This window comes from Bradyrhizobium sp. (genome assembly GCF_030693485.1).
Taxonomy (GTDB): domain Bacteria; phylum Pseudomonadota; class Alphaproteobacteria; order Rhizobiales; family Xanthobacteraceae; genus Bradyrhizobium.
This window is the reverse complement of sequence record NZ_JAUYAN010000053.1, coordinates 1-19,815: the sequence shown is the minus strand read 5'-3', so window position 1 is coordinate 19,815 and position 19,815 is coordinate 1. Positions and strand designations below refer to the sequence as shown.

Below are 19,815 nucleotides of genomic sequence, written 5' to 3'. Positions count from 1 at the left end.
TCATGCTCAAACCCAAGAGATGAAGCCGCTCAATTCGTGATCTTGTAGCCCGAGGCCTTGACGATCGGCTGCCAGAAAGCGGTGTTGGCGGCCAACTCCTGGGTGAGACCCTCCGGCGTGCTGCCTACCGGGATCAGACCGATCGCCAGCAGTTTTTCGCGAACCTCCGGCTTGGCCAGCGCCGTTGCAACCGCCTCACTCAGTTGCTTCGCAAAGGCCGCCGGACTGCCGGCCGGCAGCCACATCCCGTACCAGGCATCGGCGACCAGTTCGATGCCGTTCTCCTTCAACGTCGGCACCTCCGGCAGGAACGGCGAACGCGCCACACTGCTCACGACCAGAATCCGGACGCCGCCGGCGCGATGCTGCGGGATCGCGTCGGCAATGGTGGTAACGCCGAACGGCAGATGGCCGCCGACGAGGTCGTTGATGATTGGCGCGCTGCCGCGATAGGGTACTCGCGTCATTTTCATGCCGAGCGCTTCTTCCAGTTTCAAACCCGTGAAATGCGGAATGGTGCCGTTGCTCGGCACGCCGTAGCTCGCTCTGTCTGAATTGGTCTTGAGCCAGGCTACCAGCTGCTTGAAGTCCTTGGCCCCGATCGTCGGGCTGGCAACGATGCCGAACTCGAAACGTGCGATCTGGGATACCGGCACGAAATCCTTCGCCGTATTGAAGCTCGGCACCGCCTCCACCATCGGCAGCAGATACATGGTCGGACCGGTGGTGATGAGAATGGTGGCGCCGTCGGGGCTGGCATTCATGACCGCCTTGATTCCGATCAAGCCATCGCCGCCGGTGCGGTTCTCGACGATGACATTGCGATCGAGCAGCGGGGCGATATGTTGTGCCACGAGCCGGCAGAGCGTATCGCCGCCACCGCCGGCCGCGAAGGGAAACACGATCCTTGTCAGCGGCCCGGACTGGGCGATTGAGTCGCCCGCTTTGGCTGACAACAAGAGAGTGGCGCATCCGGCCACAAAATTTCGGCGGTCCATATTTGCCCTTCCCGGCAGATAGTTTCGCCCACTACAGCAGACTGGCGGGAGGATTGAAAGCCTGAGACAGCGACAGCTGGCGTTGGTCCTACTTCCCCGGCCATGACGGCTTGCGCTTTTCGCCAAAGGCCTTGAGGCCCTCCTTGGCGTCCTCGGTCATCGCCAGCAGCGCGATCTGGCTTTCGGTATAGGCGATGCTTTCGTCGAACGACATCGCGGCGATGGCGCGCATGGCGTATTTTCCGCGCCGGATCGCGGTCGGCGACTTGTCGGCAATGCGGCCGATCAGCCAGTCGATCTTGGCATCGAGCTCGGCAGCCGGTACCACATGGTTCAGGAGCCCGGCGGCCTGCGCGGTGCGCGCATCGAAGGGTTCGCCGGTCAGCGCCCACTCGTTGATCAGGCGGCGCGGCGCGATTCCCTGCAAGAGCGCCATCACCTGCATCGGGAACACGCCGACCTTCACCTCGGGCAACCCGAAAATCACGTGGTCGGCCGCGACCGCCATGTCGGTCATGCACAACAGCCCCATGCCGCCGGCCATGCAGACCCCGCCGACCCGCGCGATCGCCGGCTTGGTGGCATTCTGCGACAGCCGCAGCAGATCGGCATAATCGACATTGGGCCTGGCAAAATCCATCGCGAACGCGGCCCCGCTGTTCTGCAGGTCGGCGCCGGCGCAGAACGCCTTGTCGCCCGCCCCGGTCAGCACGATGACGCGCACGTCCTTGTCGTCATGCGCGTCGCGATAGCCCTTCGCGATGCCGGCGATCACGTCGCCATTGAGGGCGTTGCGCTTGTCCGGCCGATTGATGGTGATCCAGAACGCAGTTCCGCGCCTTTCACGGATCACGCTGTTGTTGTCGGTCATCGTCCCATCCGCCTGTTTTGCTCATATGCTCGCAAACATTTGCCTTGGGACAATGATGGACCGCAAGCGGCATCAGGTCTTGCGCGCAGTGGCTGGCGCCGCTTTCTTGACCCACACCTTGATGTCGTGGAACGCCGCCCCGCCGATCGGGGCGATGGCCTCCGCGCCGGTCAGGGTGTTGATGCCACGACCGCCGACATGGGCCTTGTTCGGCTGGATCGACTCCGCGATCAGAACTCCGCGGCGCAGGCCGTCGAACAGTTTGGCGGTCAGCGTGGTCTCGCCGCGCGTATTGCCCAGCACCACGGCCTCGCCGTCGGCGATTCCGAGCGATGCCGCATCCGACGGGTGAATCATCACCGAAGGCGCGCCTTCGCGCGCGACCGACGAGGGCGTTTCATTGAAACTTGTATTGAGGAAGCTGCGCGACGGGCTGGTGGCCAACCGGAACGGATGTGCCTCGTCCGCCTCCTCGATGATGGTCCAGTGATCCGGCAGCGACGGCATCTGCTCCCACGGCCCCATGCCGGCGTTGCCAAATGGCGGGTGCGCCCAATCCGCCTTGAAGTGGAATTTTTTGTCCGCATGCGCGAAGCCGTCGAGGTAATGCGAAGTGCGGAAATCCGGCTGGATATCGCGCCACAGATCGGCCTCCAACGTTTCGATATCGCCATGGCCGCTCTTCTTCAGCGTGGCGTCGATCAGCTCGCGGGACGTCATGTCGAAGGCGGGATGCACGGCGTTGAGCCGTCGGCCGAGGCCCTGCAGCACCTCATGGTTGGAGCGGCATTCGCCGGGCGGCTCGATCAGCTTGGCGCCGACCGAGATATGCTGGTGGCCGCCGCCGTAATAGAGATCATCATGCTCCAGGAACATCGTCGCCGGCAGCACGATATCGGCCATTTGCGCGGTCTCGGTCATGAACTGCTCATGCACCGCCACGAACAGATCCTCGCGCGCAAAACCCTGCCGCACCAGCGTCTGCTCCGGCGCCACCGTCATCGGGTTGGTGTTCTGGATCAGCATGGCCTTGACCGGCGGCCCGTTGTGCAATGCCTCGGCGTCGCCGGTCAGGATGCGCCCGATCCTGGACTGATCGAGTGCCCGCGTGGTGGGATCAATGGCGTCATGGCCCTCGATGATCGATTCGTCGAACTTCCAGATCGCGAAATTGTTGAAGAATGCGCCGCCGCCCTCGTACTGCCACGCGCCGGTCACGGCTGGAATGCAGAGCGCCGCATGCATCTGCGTAGCCCCGTTGCGACTGCGGGTAAAACCATAGCCGAGCCGGAAGAACGATCGTTTTGTCACCCCGACCAAACGGGCAAAGGCCTCGATCTCTTCAACGGGAACACCGCAGATGGCGGAGGCCCATTCCGGGGTGCGGGTTTTCAGATGCGCCTCGAGTTCACCAGGGCAATCGGTATAGCGCTCCATATAGGCGCGGTCCGCATATCCCTCGCGGAACAACACATGCATGACGCCGCAGGCGAAGGCGCCGTCGGTGCCGGGCCGCAGGATGATCTTGATGTCGGCCTGCTTCATGGTGTCGTTGTTGTAGATGTCGATCGCCGCGATTTTTGCGCCGCGCTCCTTGCGGGCACGCATCGCATGCGTCATCACATTGACCTGGGTGTTGACGGGATTGGTGCCCCAGATCACGACGAGGTCGGAGACGCCCATCTCGCGCGGATCGACCCCGGCGATCTTGCCGGTGCCGATGGCGAATCCGATCCGCGCGACATTGGCGCAGATGGTCTGGTAGAAGCGGGAATATTTCTTCACATGCGCGAGGCGGTTGATGCCATCGCGCATCACGAGGCCCATGGTGCCGGCGTAGTAATAGGGCCAGACCGATTGAGCCCCGAATTCGCGCTCGGCCGCGTCGAACCGCACGGCGATCTCGTCCAGCGCTTCGTCCCACGAAATCCGCGCGAACTGACCGGAGCCCTTCGGGCCGGTCCGGCGCATCGGATAGAGCAGCCGGTCGGGATGATGAATGCGCTCGGCATAGCGCGCGACCTTGGCGCAGACGACGCCGGCGGTATAGGTCTGCAGCTTGGAGCCACGCACCCGGCCGATCGAGGTGCCGTCGATCACCTCGACATCGAGTGCGCAGGCCGACGGGCAATCGTGCGGACAGGTGGAGTGCCGGATGTCGATTCTTGGTTGCTGGTTCATGCCCCGATTGCTAGCATCAAAAGCCGGGACCGCCGAGCGCATTTATCCGCCACGCACCAGCGAAAAATGCGCGCGGGCCATGCATTGTGCGCCGGGATAGGCCCGCCACGGGCGTGAATGGCCCGCCACCGTTACGGCGACAAAAGCCTGATTTGAGCACTGGAAGTCGCAGCGCAGTTGGCTAAACTTGGTCCCGGACTTGGCAGTCAGCGTCGGCCGGCAGACAGCCGATTCAGAACAAGACCGGGCTTGGAAGGATTGAAATGACAGTCTCACGGTTCGCGTTGGCGCTGGCGGCAACGCTTGTTGCGACTTCGGGTCTTGTTGCGACGCAATGTCGGGCGCAGGATTATCCGGCGCGGCCCGTCAAGATCATCGTTCCCTTCGGCCCCGGCGGCCCGGCCGACGTCACGGCGCGCCAGATCGGCGGCATCCTGCAGGAAAGTTTCAACCAGCCCTTCGTGGTCGAGAACCGTACCGGTGCCGGCGGAGTGATCGGCACGGTCGAGGTCGTCAAGTCGCCGCCCGACGGCTACACGCTGCTGATGATGTCGAATACCCAGACGGCGAATGAGTCGCTGGTGCCGACGCGCAAGTATGAACTGATGCGCGATCTGGCGCCGATCGCGCCGGTCAATTATTCCGACCTCGTGATCGTGGTGCATCCGTCGGTGCCGGCCAGCACGCTGGCCGAATTCATCGCGCTCGCCAAGGCGCAGCCGGGGAAACTGAACTATGCGTCGTCCGGCCAGGGTACGCCGTACCACATGGCCGGCGAGCTATTCAAAGCCATGGCCGGCATCGAGCTTGTGCATGTCCCCTACCGCAACAGCGGCGAGGCACGCACCGGCGTCATCGGTGGACAGGTGCAGATGATGATCGACGCGGTTCCGGCGATGGCGCCGAACGTCGCCGCGAACCAGGTGCGCGCGCTCGCCACCACGGGCAAATCGCGATCGAGCGTGCTGCCGAACGCGCCGACGGCCTCCGAGGCCGGCGTCGCCGGCTACGAGGCAACGATCTGGCTCGGATTGATGGCGCCGGCGGGAACGCCGAAGCCTGTCATCGACAAGCTCAACGCCGCTGTAAACGCCGCGGTGAAGCGGCCGGATATCGTCAAGCTCTGGACCGGACAGGGCGCGGTCGCGATGTCGATGACTCCCGAAGAGTTCGACAAGTATCTGCGCGGCGATATCGTGAAATGGGCCGAGGTCGTCAAGAAATTCGCCGAGAAGCCGCAATAAGGTTTCCGTCGATGTCGAACGTACGGTTTCGCCTCAATGGCGTCGAAACGGAGGTCGACGCCGATCCCGATTCTTCGCTGCTCGGTATCCTGCGCGGAACGCTTGAGATGACCGGGCCGCATTTTGGCTGCGGCGCCAATGAATGCGGCGCCTGCCACGTCCTGGTCGGCAATCATGCGGTAGCCGCATGCGACACGCCGCTGTGGTCGGTCGCGGACAAGGACGTCATCACCGTGGAAGGGTTGGGAAGCGCGCAAGCGCCGCATCCGCTGCAGCGAGCCTTTATCGCCGAGCAGGCCATGCAGTGCGGCTACTGCGTTTCCGGCATCCTGATCAGCGCCGCGGCGCTGCTGCAGCAAAACCCGACACCCACCAGTGGCGATGTGAAGGCCGCACTCGATCGCAACCTTTGCCGCTGCGGATCGCATAACCGCATGGTGCGGGCGGTGCTGCGCGCGGCGGCTGAAATGGCCGCGCGATGAGCGAGCGCGCCCCCTCCCCCGCGCCAAAACTGCCGGTCAGCCTGGCGGCGAACCCCACTCTGTCGTCGTGGGTACAGTTCTCTCGGGAAGGCCACGTGATGATCTCGCCAGGAAAGGTCGAGATCGGGCAAGGCATCATCACCGCACTGGCCCAGATCGCCGCCGACGAACTCGATATCGATATCGGCCGCGTGCAGATGGCGCGCGCCTCGACGGCGGCCAGTCCCAACGAGGGCGTCACCTCGGGCAGTCTATCCGTGCAGCAGTCGGGCCGCGCCATACGGCAGGCCTGCGCCGAAGTGCGGCAAATCTTCCTGGGCGCCGCCTCGGATCGCCTGGGCGTCGGCATCGACGCACTCGCGGTCGAGGATGGCACCATCTCCGGTCCCGGCAATATCAGGACCAGTTACTGGGAACTCGCGGAGCACGTTTCACTGGACCGCGACGCGACGCCGGGCGCCATGCCAAAGCCACCTGCCAGGCGCATGCAGGCCGGCTATTCGGTTCAGCGGCTGGATATCCCCGACAAGGTTTTCGCGCATCGCCGCTTCATTCACGACGCCGCCCTGCCCGGGATGCTGCATGGCCTTGTGCTGCGATCGGAGCTGTCGGCAGCGAAACTCACCGGTTTGAAGGAGGATGGCGCGCGTGCTGTTACCGGCCTTGTCGCCCTCGTGCACGACGGCAACTTTGTGGGTGTCGTCAGCGAAACCGAGGACGGCGCGCAGGCGGCCCTGAAGGCCTTGCGCAGAAGCGCGACCTGGTCATCCGACCGAATGCTGCCCGATGAAGGCCAACTGGCTGCGTTTCTGAAAGCCGAGCCGTCGCAGTCGACAGAGATCGATACCAGAACGGCGTCGGCGACCCGCGAACCGGTGCGGACGGTCCGACGGCAATATACCCGCCCCTATATCGCGCACGCCTCGATCGCGCCGTCCTGCGCCATGGCGCAGTGGACCGCGGAAGACCGCGTTCATGTCTGGACCCACAGCCAGGGGGTCTATCTCCTCCGCGCCGATCTCGCGCTGGTTTTGAAACTGCCAGCCGAGAACATCACAGTCGAGCATATGGAAGGCGCCGGCTGCTACGGGCATAATGCCGCCGACGACGTCGCACTCGACGCGGTGCTGCTGGCGAAAGCAGCCCAAGGCCGGCCAGTGCGCGTACAATGGTCGCGCGAAGACGAGATGTCGCACGCGCCGTTCGGGGCGGCGATGGCGATCGAGATCGAGGCCGATCTCGACGCAAGAGACGAAATCATCGGCTGGCGCCACAGCATCTGGAGCAACGGCCATACCGCGCGGCCCGGACGCGCGGCTGAGCCTGCCTTGCTGGCGGCAACCGAGCTGGAAACTCCGTTTCCACGCATGATCTCCACCAATCCGCCGTCAGCCAGTGGCGGCGGCGCCGATCGCAACTCGGTTCCGCTCTACGACTTTCCGTCGTGGCGGATCGAATGCCATCGCCTGACCACGATGCCGATCCGAACCTCCGCACTGCGGACGCTCGGCGCGCAGGGCAACGTATTCGCGATCGAATGCTTTCTCGATGAACTCGCCGCCGAGCGCGGCGAGGACCCAGTCGAGTTCCGGCTGCGCCTCTTGTCGGACGAGCGGGCCAAGGATGTGATCCGAGCCGTCGCGAGGCGCGCGAACTGGAAACCCGACAAGCAGGCCGGGACCGGTTACGGCCTCGGCTTCGCGCGCTACAAGAACACCGGCGCTTATTGTGCGGTCATTGCCGAGGTCGAGGGCGCCGAGGATATCAGCGTGAGGCGGCTGACGATCGCGGTCGACGTCGGCGAAGCCATCAACCCCGATGGGGTGATCAACCAGATCGAAGGGGGCGCAATCCAGGCTACCAGTTGGGTATTGAAGGAGCGCGTCCGCTTTGACCGGCAACGCATCACCAGCACCACCTGGGGGTCGTATCCGATCCTCCGCTTCAGCGATGTGCCGGACGTACAGGTCGAACTGATCCAGCGATCCGACAGCGAACCTCTCGGCGCCGGCGAAGCGGCGCACGGACCGGTCACCGCGGCGATCGCCAACGCCGTGTTCGATGCGCTCGGCGTGCGCGTTCGCAACCTGCCGATTACGCGCGACAGCCTGATCGCGGCGATGGAATTGAACTCATGACTGCGTTGAACATCCTGAGCGGCGGCGCGGCGCAAGGCCTGGTCGCAGGTATCGCACCACAATTCAAGGCGCAAGCCGGCCTCGACATTGTAGGAGAGTTCGGCGCAGTCGGCGCCATGGCCGACAAATTGCGCGCCGGCACCAATGCCGATGTCATCATCCTGACGGCGGCAATTGTCGCCAGACTGGCGGAGGAGAAATGGGTAGTTCCCGACTCTATCGCCGACATCGGATTGGTCGAGACCGCAGTCGCCGTCCGCGCCGGCGATTCCCTGGTCACGGTCAACGATGCGGCCGCCTTGCGCGATGCGCTGCTCGCGGCGGATGCGATCTTCGTTCCCGATATCAAGGCGTCTACCGCCGGAATCCACGTGGCGAAAGTCCTGCAGCAACTCGGCATCGCCGGTGAGGTGGCGGCCCGGCTCCGAATCTTTCCGAACGGGGCGGCCGCAATGCGCCAACTGGCTGAGACCGACGCGATCAGGCCGATCGGCTGCACGCAATCCACCGAGATCATCAGTACCAAAGGGGTGATTCTGTCGGGATCGCTGCCTCAGGGATGCGACCTCTCGACCATGTATACGGCGGCGGTGACCTCACGGGCGGCCCTTGGCAAGCAGGCGCGGAACCTGATCGACCTGTTGATCGGCACCGATCAGCGCGCGATACGAGCACGCGCTGGCTTCATTGACGCGGGCAAGTAACTGCGCAAGTCAGACCCGCACTCCGCCAGACAGAACTCAATGGCCGCTCGATCGCCATTTCAACAACCGCTTCTCCACCAGTGACATCGCCAGCGCGGTCAGATAGCCGATAACACCAAGCAGCATCACGCCGGCGAACAGGTCCGCTGAACGGAACGACCGGGCCGACAGCAGCACCCAGTGTCCGAGGCCATCGAGGCCGGCGAGAATTTCGCAGACCACGGACAGGATCAGCGCCACAGTCACGCTCAATCGCATGCCCGCCAGGATGTCGGGACTTGCCGACGGCAGCGCGATCTTGAAGATGACCGCCAGTCGCGACATGTGCAGCGACCGCGCTACTTCGTAGAGCCGCGGCTCGACTGCCGCGAAACCATGTATCGTCGCCAGCAGCATCGGCCAGATCGCGCCAAACGCGATCACGAACAGCGCCATGGTCTGGGTCAACCCGAACATCGCAATCGCGACCGGAATGACGGCGGATACCGGCAGCGGCCGAAGAAATTCGAGCGACGGCGCGACATAGCTTCGCATCGTGCGCGACGAGCCGATCATCGCTCCAAGCGCGATACCGGCGATGGACGCGACGAACCAGCCATAGGCCATGTGCTCCAGGGTTCCCAGCAGCTTGTCCAGCAGGTCGCCGCTGGCAAATCCCCTTACCAGCGATGCCCAGGCGCGATCCGGCCCGGGCAGGAAAACCGGCGACACCAGCCGCTGATCGGCAATGAACTGCCACAACCCGATGAAGCCTGCGGCAACCGCAAAGCTGGCGGCACGCCAGTACAGCACCGAGCGATTCATGCGGAATCTCCAACCAAAGCCGCGCGCCCGAACAAATGGCGTTGCGCGAGCATCAGGGCGGTGTTCAACAGGTAGCCGATCAGACCGATCCAGAACAGATAGGCCAGCATCAGGTCGGGCCGCAGCGCCTGCTGCGCCGTCATGATCGCAGCGCCCAGCCCGATCGGATTGATCGCGATCTCGACCGTGACGGCGACGATCAGCGCTATGCCGGCAGCCAGGCGAAAGGCCAGGAAAATCCTCGGCAGCGCCGCCGGGATGATGATCTTGCGGACCCGGTCCGCCGGCGAGAGCCGCAGTGCGCGCGACACCTCGATCAGACGCGGTTCGATGCCGCCGACGGCCGCGCGCGTCAGGATCAGGATCGGCCAGACGCAGGCGAATGCGACGATCGTGATCTCCATGCGATAGCCGAAACCCAGTGCGATCAGCGCGATGGGCAACAGCGCAATGGACGGTATGGGACGGATCGACTCAATGGTGACTTCCATCAACCGGTCGAAAATGTGGAAAATGCCTAGCGCAATACCGAAGGCAAGGCCGACGGCGCCCCCGATCGAGAGCCCGGTGAACGCCGAGATCAGCGTGTCCCGTGTCGCAGTCAACATCGAGCCGTCCTGGAAAGCCTTGACAAGCGCCGCGGCAATGGCACTCGGCGGCGCCAGCGAGTCGCTTTTCAGATCAACCGCCCGGGCCCAGATTTCGAGTAATGCCAGGATCGAGATCGGGAGCAGAAACGCCTTGATGCGCTCCGGGATCATGCTTCCGACGCCTTGATGAAATCGAACAACTCGCGGCGCAGCCGCAGGAATTCGGGGTTCTCCCGCGTCGTCAGCTGATCGCGGGGCCGCGGCAGATCAATCTGGAGTTCGATGCCGATGCGGCCGGGATGCGGTAACAGGCCTATGACCCGGTCACCCAGGTAAATCGCCTCTTCCAGATCATGGGTGACGAACACGACCGTCGCATCGCTGGCGTGCACCAGCGACAGCACTTCATCCTGCAGTCCCTGACGCGTCATCGCGTCGAGCGCGCCGAACGGCTCGTCCATCAAGAGTGCCTTGGGCTCTTGCGCCAGGCAGCGCGCGATCTGCAGGCGTTGCTGCATCCCGCCGGACATCTCCGCCGGGTATTTTCCGGCGTGGTTGGGCAATCCGACCTTCTTGAGCAACTCGTCGATGCGGGTGGCGCGCTGCGAGGCGGCCATGCCGGATGCCTCCAACGCCAGCGAGACGTTGCCGGCGGCGGTTCGCCATGGCAGCAGCGCCTTGCCGTAGTCCTGAAAGACGATGGCGATATCCCGCCGCGGCGCCAGCATCGCCTGGCCGTCGAAGGCCACGGTGCCGCTGGTCGGCTGATAAAGTCCGGCCGCAAGCCGCAGCGCGGTGGTCTTGCCGCAACCCGACGCCCCGATGATGCAGAGGAATTCGCCCGGCTTCACGTCAAGGCTGATGCCTTCCAGAATGGCCTTGCCGCCGAGATTGAGCGTGACGCCGGAAAAGACGATCTGCGCACGCCCCGGACGAAGGCTGTTCGCCCCCTGGTTCACGGCAGCAATCATGTTCACGATCTAGCCCCCTTTGGCCGGCGGATAGACGTAATTGAGCGTCGAACCCAGGTGTGACCTGAGCCTGGCTTGCGCAGCATCGACATCGCGCGCCAGCACCAGATCCGCAAGATCCTGATGGGCCGCGACAAAGTCTTCACCGCTACCCAGACTGCGCATCATGACGCGGCGATAACGATAGGCCTGATCGTAGAGATCCGAATGCGCCTGCAGCAGCCGTCGTGATCCGCAATCCGCCAGCAGTGCGGTGTGAAATCCCTTGTGCAAGGCGTCGAACTCCGGCGCGCCCTCGCGAAACCTGTCGCCGGTTCGCTGAATGTGCCGGCGCATTTGATGCAACGCGCTGACAATGCCCGCTTCCCAGGCATCGTCGCCTTGCCCCATCGCGAGCCGCAGCGCCTCGATCTCGACCACCGTGCGCATCTGCGTAATGTCTTTCAGATCCTCGCGGCTGACATCGGCCACCCGGAAACCGCGTTGGCCGATCCCGACGATCAGCCCCCTGGAAATGAGCCGGGACAGGCCTTCGCGCAGCGGCGTGGCGCCGATGTCGTAGCGCTGGACCAGATCGACGATTCCAAGACGCGCGCCAGGCGCGAGATTGCCGGCAATGATATCGCGTTCCACCAGGCTGGCCGCGCGCTCGCTCAAGGTGTCCGAACCCGACGCCTCCCCTGAACCGCTTTGCACCGCTGGCGCCATGCTCGGTTCTACTTCAGGATCAGCTTGTTGAGATCGAGCTTGCTCTGCAACATTTTCTGCGTCGCCATGATCTCGATCCACCAGGCCAGTTGCTCCGGTTTGAGGATCGGTTCCGACCGGTTGGGCGGCGTGGCCTTGACCAGTTCGATGGGCTGCTTGGTGAACTTCTGAATCGAAGTTGAGGCTTTGTCCCGGTCGTTGTTGACGACGGGAGCGGCTTCCGCGATCGCGGCGCGGAACTTCTTGATGGTATCGGGATTCTTTTCCGCCCATTCGCGCGAGGCGGCGTAGAAAATGATCGGTTCGGTCCGCGCGAGTTCGACGGCGTAACGGGCACCGACCGAGCCTAGTCCGGCATTGGTCATCCGGGTCACGAACGGCTCTGCCGTCAGGACTGCGTCCACACTGCCCGACTTCACGATATCCATCATGGTCGGAAACGTCACCTCGACAAAATTGACCTTCTTGGGGTCAACGCCCTTCTCGACCAGCCATTTCACGAACAGGACATGGAGGAACGCGCCGAGCCCGGGGGCGCCGACCTTCTTGCCGATGAAATCCTTCGGCTCGTTGATGACGACGCCATTGCGGACGAACGCGCTGACATTGCCGTTGGTGACTGGACTCATCACGCTAGCTCCCGCGACCGCGACCAGGTCGAGGCCGCCATCGACCGCCTGCAAGAACACGGTAGAGGTCGGCCCGCCGACGTGGATCGAGTTGGAGAGGATCGCGGCTGGAATGTTCGAATTGATGCCAATCAACACCATTTCGGCATCGAGACCATGCTTCTTGAAGATGCCTTCGTCGATCGCGACCATCGCGGAAGCGCAGTCGGACGTCGCAGTGCAGCCGATCTGGATTTTGTTCTGCGCATGGACCGGGCTGACGGACAAAACCGCCGCAACGCCTGCTGCCGCCAGGAATCTGGTCATCAATCGCCTCCCGATAGCGATATTTTTTATCGCCCCTTGTTTATCGATATTTTTAATGATCATATATTTTATTAAACTGCAAGGGAGATAATGGTGAAACTTGCGACATTTCGATCCGGCGGCCGTGAAAAGATCGGTCTCGTGCACAGTGATAATTCGCGATTGTTCGACCTGGCGGCGGCTGCGGACCGGGAGGGCAAATCCAATCCAGCCTTTGCTTCGATGCTGTCGCTGATCGACGCTGGCTCCTCAGCCCTGGACCAGGCCGGGCAGTTGTTCGACAAGAGCGGCAAGGATGAAACCTTGTCCGAGAATGTCGCGGCCGCCGAGATCCTGGCACCGATCCCCGAACCTCGGCAGATGCGCGACGGCATGTCGTTCCCGCTGCATATCCTGCAGGCCCCGCGGGGCCAGCTCAAGCTTGCAGCGCGCGCGAAGAACGACATGGCGGAGCTGGCGCGGATCGATGCCGAGCCGCTGGGCGAGTTGCCCGAAGTCTACCGCAAACAGCCGATCTACTACATCACCAACCGCTTCAGCGTGCGCGGCACCAACACGACGGTGAAGTGGCCGCGCTACAGCAAGGTGATGGATTACGAACTGGAGTTCGGCATCGTCACGAAGAACAAGGGCGCCAATATCCCGGCCTCGAAGGCCCGGGACCATATCTTCGGCTATACCATCTTCAACGATTTCTCGGCGCGCGACGCCCAGCGCATCGAAATGGAAGGACGGCTCGGCCCTGCCAAGGGCAAGAGCTTTGACGGTGGCAACGTCATGGGACCGTGGATCGTCACGCCAGACGAGATCGGCGATCCCTACAAGCTCAGGATGGAAGCCCGCGTCAACGGCAAGATGCGCTCGCAGGGCGTTACCGAGGGAATGCTGTTTTCTTTCGAGGAAATCATTGCGCATGTCACCCGCGATGAAACCCTGATGCCCGGGGAATTCATCGGGTCAGGCACTGTCGGCAACGGCTGCGGGCTTGAACTCGGCTGGTATCTCGAACACGGCGACACCATAGAACTTGAGGTTGAAAAGATCGGAATCCTGAAAAACAAGGTCGAGCGGCAGGACGCCTGAAGCTCGATATGTGAATAAAAGCAGGCAAAACTCTTCGAGGAAGCGCATATGGCCAGACAACTGATCGACATTTCCGTGCCGCTGCAGAACGACGTGCCGGCCGATCCGCCGGGCGGACATCCCACCATCCAGTACATCGATCACCAGCAGGGCCTGCCGCGCATGCTGCAGTTCTTCGAGGGCTTGAAAGCCGAGGATCTGCCGGACGGGCAAGGCTGGGCGGTCGAACAGGTCCAGCTCTCCACCCACAACGGCACCCATCTCGATGCGCCCTGGCATTTTCACCCGACCATGAACCGCGGCGAGCGCTCGTGGACCATCGATGAAGTGCCGCTGGAATGGTGCCTGCAACCCGGCGTGAAGCTGGACTTCCGACATTTTTCGGACGGCTATGTTGCGACCGCAAAGGATGTCGAAAATGAGCTGAAGCGCATCGGCCACACGCTTTCACCGCTGGAAATCGTCGTGGTCAACACCAGCGCCGGGACCAAATACGGCCGGCAGGATTACGTCACGTCCGGCTGCGGCATGGGCTATGAAGCGACGATGTATCTGCTCGAGCGCGGCGTGCGGCTCACGGGCATCGACGGCTGGAGCTGGGATGCGCCATTCGTCCATACCGCGAAGAAATATGCGGAGACCAGGGACGCCAGCCTGATCTGGGAAGGCCACAAGGCCGGACGCCATATCGGCTACTGCCATATCGAAAAGCTGCACAACCTCGAGCAGTTGCCGTCGACCGGATTCACCGTGTCGTGTTTTCCGGTCAAGATCGAACGCGCTTCGGCGGGCTGGACCCGCGCAGTCGCCATCATCGAGGGGTAAAGCGGCAGCGCCGGCGCTGTCAGGTGGGTCGCGGAAAAGGCTATAAGGCATCGCTGCGCTCGATGCGGCGGTTTCACCAACCTTGCAACGGCGCGCTAATCGCCGTTGTCGCCTGATCCCGCTTCGGCCAGCGACTGCAGCGGCTCGGCATTCAGCACGACGATGGCCCCGTGCTCGAGGCGCACCCATTTGCGATCGGCCCAGACCCGGAGCTGCTTGTTGATGCTTTCCCGGGTCATGCCGACCATTTCGCTGATTTCCTGCTGGGTTACGGCGATGGTCCGGCCGCCAGGCGCAAGCTTGTGCTTTTCGGTCAGGCGAAGGAGCGCGCTGGCCAGCCGGCCCGGCAGGTTTTGCAGGATGATCTGCTCTACCTGCTCGCTGGTCCAGCGCAGGCGCGTACATAACAGCTCGATGAACTTCATCGCCAGCGCCGGCTGGCTCTTCAGGAACGGAATGAATTCGCGGCGGTCGATGATGAAGAGTTCGCAACTGGTATTTGCCGTGGCGTCGGCGGATCTGACCTGCCCGTCGAGCACCGTCATTTCGCCGAAAATCTCTCCGGCGCCGATCAAATTCAAAATCGCGCTGCGGCCATCGGCGGAGGAGATGCTGATCTTCACGGTGCCGCTGATCACCGCAAACATGCTGGTGCCGGCATCGCCCTTTGAAAAGATCGTGGCACCCCGCTTCAGCGTGGAGTGTTTGGCATAGCGGCACAGCTGATCGAACGCCTCGGGTTCAAGATCGCAGAAGATCGGATGCTTGCGCAGCACCGATAATTTGCTGCTCGGAGCCTCGCGAGCTCCACCCGTCTTATCCTGAGGCACGCCGGTCACGACCATCTGATACTTTGCCCATCAACGGCGGGTCGTGCTGACGCAAGGCTGACGAGAGCAATAGTCCGCCGCGCCGCAATTTATACTCCGGCGGGCAGCGCACGGCAAGAAAGGCCCCGGTTATACCGAGGCCTTTAAGATAATTGCTCGCCTAGGATGCGTAAATTAAGTGAACAATTTTAAATAGGCGAAAGGGTTGGATGCGAGTGGGAGGATATCGATTCCGACCTCCAACATGCGGACTTCGGCGTCATTTTAGCGCAGGATTTGGACAAAGCATGTGAAGGCCGATGTAGATGTGGGCATTGTGGACAAAGACCTTGACGATCAGATCGTGGGTCGCATCGACGTTGTCGCCGACCTTCAACAACATCGGCATTGGCAATGAGGATCTGAGATTGGCCGCAACGATTTCGGTGAGGCGGCGCTGCACCGGTTCAGATATTCCGCCAGCATCCTTATCCCAGTTCGCAAACTCCTCTGGCTTCGGCAGAAAATATTTTACAAACTTTCCGAAACTGTAAGGCCCGTACTTCTTTTCCAACTCTTTGAACTTGGTTGCCGACGCGGCGATATTTTCCGGGCCCAGCATTTCGTTGATGATCTGCTCAAATTTTCCGCCATAGACGAATCCGGCCATGCTCAACTCCTTTGGTGATAATTCGTCATCAATCCGAGAACTTGGAGAGGATTGCTTTAGCACGTTCGAGTTGAATAGTCATTTTCGACCTTGCGAACAGAGCGATCGCCTGAACGAGTTCTTGCTGTGCCTCGGCCTTTCTGCCTGAACTGGCCAGCAAACGGGCCATTGTCCCCTTCGCCGCGCCCAGCAAAGGTCTGGCTTCAAGTCTTGCCGCAATTTCAATGGTTCGCTCGAACTGCGCAATCGCTTCCGCTACGGCGGACGGGCCTTGTAGAGACAAAGTTACAGCTTCAGCAAATAGCGCCAAGGCTTCAATTCCCTGATATCCCTTCTGCTTTGCTCCGGCCTGGCACCCCCGGGCGACACTCAATCCACGAGGTATGTCCCCGAGTTGTGCGTAAGCGGTCGCGAGATAAGCCGATGACAGCAGGTCACTGGTCACGTGACCGAGTGTATCGGCCTCGTCCTTTGCCTCAAGCAGAATGTCTCTCGCCGCCGCCGGGCGCCCTTGCTGCAAATAAAGGCTCCCGAGTCCGCACAATACCAGCGGTAGGAACAACCGGACTTCGTTCTCGCGCGAGAGTGAGGCCGCCCGATTGAGAACGCTTTCCGCCTCCTCAAAATTACCCTGAAAGATTTGTACCAGGCCGCGACCATATCCAGCCGCGATCAAATCGTATGGACGGCCATTGCCTTCAGCGAGATCGCTTGCCTGCAGTGAACACTGCTGGGAGTCGTCGAATTCGCCGATCGATGCGTAGATAATGGCCTTCATCATGTAACTGAGCACGAGAAGGCTTGATGCGGTGGCTCCGGGAGGCACATTCTCCGGTGCACTCACAAATCGCGCAGCCGCTCGATTCAGGCACGCCTCCGCATCGCGGTATCGGCCCGCGACAAAATAGGCTTGGCCAAGCCCATACTCGGCAAAACCGAGCCAGGTCATATCGGTCAGTTCGTTCGCTAACGAAACGGCCCGCTCTCCCGCCGTGGTCGCTTCATAAGGGGTTCCGTAGAAATTAAGTGCCGCCGCCCTCACGGCGAGGGAAGCAAGCCGTCTCTTTTCATCACCGATTTTCGCGGAACGGGCTTCCGCGTCGCGGCAGAGGCCAAACCACTGATCCATTCTTCCGAGCGTTGCAAATGCAAGCCGGGCTTCGATACGAAGGTCGATTGCCCGCTGTTCGCGCACATTCGAGGCCGGCTGCTTGTCCACCGCGTCCATCGCAATCTGGAAATATCCGGTAGCATCCCGGAACGCCGATCTATCGAACGCCTTCTTCGCCGCCATGTATCCGTATTGGTCCGTTTTAGCCCAGTCCTGCGCTTTGACCGCATGGTGGCACAATGCCTCGGCGACCTCCTCCCGGTGACCGAGAGCATTCGCCTCCATCGCCGCCAAAATCCGGCGGTGTAGCTCCTCCCGTTGCGGACGAAGGATCGAATCGTAGGCAACCTCGCGAATGAGATCGTGCGCGAATTCGTATTCCGGCGCGGAAAGCCATTGCGACTCGACCAGAAAATCCAGAATTTCCAGCGACCAAAGGCGGCTTTGCAGCTCGGCGGCCGGCATGCCGGTCACGGCCGTCAGCAAGGGGGGCGGAATGCGCGGTCCGACGACGGAAGCGAGCTGGAGCAGCGCCTTGTCCTCTTTCGGCAAGCGATCGATGCGGGAAGCAATGACCCCCTGCACGGTGGGAGGAATTTCCAGCGCGTCCCAGGGGGTTTTGGTGGCAAACCGGCCGGCGTCGGCGTCGAGAACGCCACGATTGAGGAGTTGCCGCGCAACCTCCTCGATGAAGAGCGGAACCTGGCCGGTGTGGCGAAGGATGTGAGCCTTGAGCGCGTCGAGGTCCGCCCCGTTACCGAGCAGATCGTCAAGCAAAGCGTTTGCCGAGGAGATGTCGAGCGACCGCAACCAGACCCGGCGCACATCCAGCCGAGCCAGCCATCCCGGTGTATCTTCCGTCCGCCATGTCAGCAGCACCAGCAGTGGATGGCCTGCCGTCAGCGACATCAAGGCCTCGATCGTGGTTTCGCTTTGACCATCGATCCAGTGAAGGTCCTCGAGAAGCAGGACGGTCGGCCGTGTCGCGATCACCCTGCCGATCGCATTGCGGACGGCATCGATGATGGCGCGGCGCCGCAACAGGGGTTCGAGATCGTTCCACCGGCTGTCCATAACCGGCTGGTCCAGAACCGAACAAAGCGCGGCCGGCCAAAGATCGGAATGCGCAGCTACCGACCCTTCGGACAGGCCATGTTGATCAGTTGCCCCGACATGGCCCCCTTGCAGCGCGCTTTGGAGCAGTTTCTTCAGCAACGCATACGGCACTGCCTGCTCCAGCGGATTGCCTTCCGCCTCCAGCACTTGCCAGTCCTTCTCCCGCAACGCACCGACAAATTCGTGGGCGATTCGGGATTTTCCGATACCGGCCGTCCCCACCAGCGCGACGATCTGCCCGGACGAACCGGCCTCCCGCGCCGCCCGCTCGAGCAGGGAAATCTCTTCGGCCCGCCCGACAAATGACGAAAGCCCTTTGGTCGATCGGGCGCGCCAGCGGGTAAGCCCGCTGATTTCGGCTAGCTCGTAGCAGGGAACAAGCGCGGAAAACCCCTCCAGCCGCCTCTGGGGTAGCACGTTGAAAGTTACCAGGCCCGCGGCCAGGCTCTGGCAGGATTCCGACACCAGGATCTGGCCGGCTTGGGCGGCATTCTCAAGCCGCTTGACCAGATGAACCGCAGGGCCCCCCGCTTCATAGATCGAGGAGAAGTCGGCCTCGATCACGTGGGCGACGACATAGCCGGAATGAACCCCGACCCGCACCTGAAGCGCAGGGTCGTTCAACAGTTTTACACGGCGCACCAGCTCGACCGCCGCGTGACAAGCCATGACGGCGTGATTGTCATCGGCATGCGGGGCGCCAAAAAGCGCGATCAGCCCGTCGCCGCCCTCCTTGCTGACAATCCCGCGGTTGCGGCGAACCGCGGTGCGCATGGCAATCAGCGCGGGCTCGAGCCGGGATATCGCCGCCTCGGGGTCCAGCTCCGAGATCAAATCGGTCGAGCGCTGCAGATCGGCACAGAGGACCGTGAGATATTTCCGCTCGCCAGCGATGCGACCGCGAAGTTCGGCAGTTACGGGAGGATGTTCAGGGACGACCGCGCCGCAGGACGAGCAATACACGTCGCCGGCTTTCAGGGTCGACTGACAAACCTGACAAACCACCCTCGGCTCCTCCATCCACCCGGATCTAGATTAGCGAAAGATCATGGCAGAACAAGCATTTGCAGCCGTCATATGCGAATGATGAGGGCGCGGGCCAGCAAAGCGCCGGATGGGATTTTTGGGATGGGAGTGACTGGGCGGCAATTCAGGATTGCCTGCGGTAGCGAATCGCTACATACGCACCCAGAGGATGCCACGACGCCGGAGCCGGCAAGTCCTCCCGTCAGCTTTTCCAGCGGCCCACCCTGGTTATTTGCGCGCGGTTCTATCCAACGCCAGCTGCCAGAACAAGGGAGCTGACAATTCCTATACCGGTGACTATCTAGGACGAAACGAATTTCTTTGTCTGCCTGGAGCGAGGGTGCCTGCGCGCAGGGCGCCTGGTCGCACGACGACTGCTGATGGCAGACGGCCTCCGCCGCGCATTAAGCCGGTTGATGCAGATCAAGGACCATCGGGCATGCTGCCCTATCAAGGCGTGTTCGCCATCGAAAGGATCGCCCCGTCATGCTGCGACTTGCCCTGCGTCAAACCCTGGTGACACTGATGCTGACGGCACCGGCGTTTGCC

Annotated in this window: 17 protein-coding genes; 6 read left to right on the top strand and 11 right to left on the bottom strand. The window is 62.3% G+C overall.

Features of this window, described 5'->3' with window-relative positions:
- Window positions 1-29 precede the first annotated feature (29 nt).
- The 3 genes from Q8N40_RS04135 to Q8N40_RS04125 all read right to left on the bottom strand — a co-directional run bounded on the left by Q8N40_RS04135 (window position 30) and on the right by Q8N40_RS04125 (window position 4,050).
- Window positions 30-902 (bottom strand): Bug family tripartite tricarboxylate transporter substrate binding protein, encoded by an 873-nt coding sequence (locus tag Q8N40_RS04135; protein ID WP_305710902.1) that lies wholly within the window; start codon window positions 900-902, stop codon window positions 30-32.
- 184 nt (window positions 903-1,086) lie between these two features.
- Window positions 1,087-1,869: an enoyl-CoA hydratase/isomerase family protein gene (locus tag Q8N40_RS04130; RefSeq protein WP_305318447.1), complete on the bottom strand. Its 783-nt coding sequence runs from the start codon at window positions 1,867-1,869 to the stop codon at window positions 1,087-1,089.
- A 72-nt stretch (window positions 1,870-1,941) separates the two neighbouring features.
- Window positions 1,942-4,050, bottom strand: a complete 2,109-nt coding sequence (locus Q8N40_RS04125) for a molybdopterin oxidoreductase family protein (protein ID WP_305710901.1) — start codon at window positions 4,048-4,050, stop codon at window positions 1,942-1,944.
- A gap of 263 nt (window positions 4,051-4,313) precedes the next feature.
- On the opposite strand from Q8N40_RS04125, the gene Q8N40_RS04120 reads away from it, so the two are divergent.
- From Q8N40_RS04120 to Q8N40_RS04105, 4 genes are read left to right on the top strand one after another with little or no spacing between them, the layout of a single operon-like run.
- Window positions 4,314-5,294 carry a tripartite tricarboxylate transporter substrate binding protein gene (locus tag Q8N40_RS04120; protein WP_305710900.1) on the top strand — a complete coding sequence of 327 codons (981 nt, stop codon included), beginning with the start codon at window positions 4,314-4,316 and terminating at the stop codon, window positions 5,292-5,294.
- An 11-nt stretch (window positions 5,295-5,305) separates the two neighbouring features.
- Window positions 5,306-5,776, top strand: a complete 471-nt coding sequence (locus Q8N40_RS04115; protein ID WP_305710899.1) for a (2Fe-2S)-binding protein — start codon at window positions 5,306-5,308, stop codon at window positions 5,774-5,776.
- Window positions 5,773-7,914 (top strand): molybdopterin cofactor-binding domain-containing protein, encoded by a 2,142-nt coding sequence (locus tag Q8N40_RS04110; protein ID WP_305710898.1) that lies wholly within the window; start codon window positions 5,773-5,775, stop codon window positions 7,912-7,914. Before Q8N40_RS04115 ends, Q8N40_RS04110 begins: the two co-directional genes overlap by 4 nt.
- Window positions 7,911-8,618, top strand: a complete 708-nt coding sequence (locus Q8N40_RS04105; RefSeq protein ID WP_305710897.1) for a substrate-binding domain-containing protein — start codon at window positions 7,911-7,913, stop codon at window positions 8,616-8,618. Before Q8N40_RS04110 ends, Q8N40_RS04105 begins: the two co-directional genes overlap by 4 nt.
- Window positions 8,619-8,654: 36 nt before the next feature.
- Here Q8N40_RS04105 and Q8N40_RS04100 read toward each other — a convergent pair whose 3' ends face one another.
- From Q8N40_RS04100 to Q8N40_RS04080, 5 genes are read right to left on the bottom strand one after another with little or no spacing between them, the layout of a single operon-like run.
- Complete coding sequence (locus Q8N40_RS04100) at window positions 8,655-9,422, bottom strand: ABC transporter permease (protein WP_305710896.1); 768 nt, start codon at window positions 9,420-9,422, stop codon at window positions 8,655-8,657.
- Window positions 9,419-10,183, bottom strand: coding sequence for an ABC transporter permease (locus Q8N40_RS04095; protein WP_305710895.1), 765 nt, complete (start codon window positions 10,181-10,183; stop codon window positions 9,419-9,421). The genes Q8N40_RS04100 and Q8N40_RS04095 overlap by 4 nt, the downstream gene beginning before the upstream one ends.
- Window positions 10,180-10,983, bottom strand: a complete 804-nt coding sequence (locus tag Q8N40_RS04090) for an ABC transporter ATP-binding protein (RefSeq protein WP_305710934.1) — start codon at window positions 10,981-10,983, stop codon at window positions 10,180-10,182. Before Q8N40_RS04090 ends, Q8N40_RS04095 begins: the two co-directional genes overlap by 4 nt.
- A gap of 9 nt (window positions 10,984-10,992) precedes the next feature.
- On the bottom strand, window positions 10,993-11,691 hold the full coding sequence (locus Q8N40_RS04085) for a GntR family transcriptional regulator (protein ID WP_305319238.1): 699 nt from the start codon (window positions 11,689-11,691) through the stop codon (window positions 10,993-10,995).
- Window positions 11,692-11,699: 8 nt separating this feature from the next.
- Window positions 11,700-12,626: an ABC transporter substrate-binding protein gene (locus Q8N40_RS04080; RefSeq protein ID WP_305710894.1), complete on the bottom strand. Its 927-nt coding sequence runs from the start codon at window positions 12,624-12,626 to the stop codon at window positions 11,700-11,702.
- Between the two features lie 93 nt (window positions 12,627-12,719).
- On the opposite strand from Q8N40_RS04080, the gene Q8N40_RS04075 reads away from it, so the two are divergent.
- Window positions 12,720-13,709: a fumarylacetoacetate hydrolase family protein gene (locus Q8N40_RS04075; protein WP_305710893.1), complete on the top strand. Its 990-nt coding sequence runs from the start codon at window positions 12,720-12,722 to the stop codon at window positions 13,707-13,709.
- A 48-nt stretch (window positions 13,710-13,757) separates the two neighbouring features.
- On the top strand, window positions 13,758-14,534 hold the full coding sequence (locus tag Q8N40_RS04070; protein ID WP_305319228.1) for a cyclase family protein: 777 nt from the start codon (window positions 13,758-13,760) through the stop codon (window positions 14,532-14,534).
- A gap of 95 nt (window positions 14,535-14,629) precedes the next feature.
- Here the strand turns inward: Q8N40_RS04070 and Q8N40_RS04065 are convergent, their stop codons facing one another.
- The 3 genes from Q8N40_RS04065 to Q8N40_RS04055 form a co-directional block, all read right to left on the bottom strand.
- Window positions 14,630-15,364 (bottom strand): Crp/Fnr family transcriptional regulator, encoded by a 735-nt coding sequence (locus Q8N40_RS04065; RefSeq protein ID WP_305710892.1) that lies wholly within the window; start codon window positions 15,362-15,364, stop codon window positions 14,630-14,632.
- A gap of 259 nt (window positions 15,365-15,623) precedes the next feature.
- Window positions 15,624-16,013, bottom strand: a complete 390-nt coding sequence (locus Q8N40_RS04060) for a hypothetical protein (protein WP_305710891.1) — start codon at window positions 16,011-16,013, stop codon at window positions 15,624-15,626.
- Between the two features lie 28 nt (window positions 16,014-16,041).
- Complete coding sequence (locus Q8N40_RS04055; RefSeq protein ID WP_305710890.1) at window positions 16,042-19,245, bottom strand: AAA family ATPase; 3,204 nt, start codon at window positions 19,243-19,245, stop codon at window positions 16,042-16,044.
- Window positions 19,246-19,815: the final 570 nt, after the last annotated feature.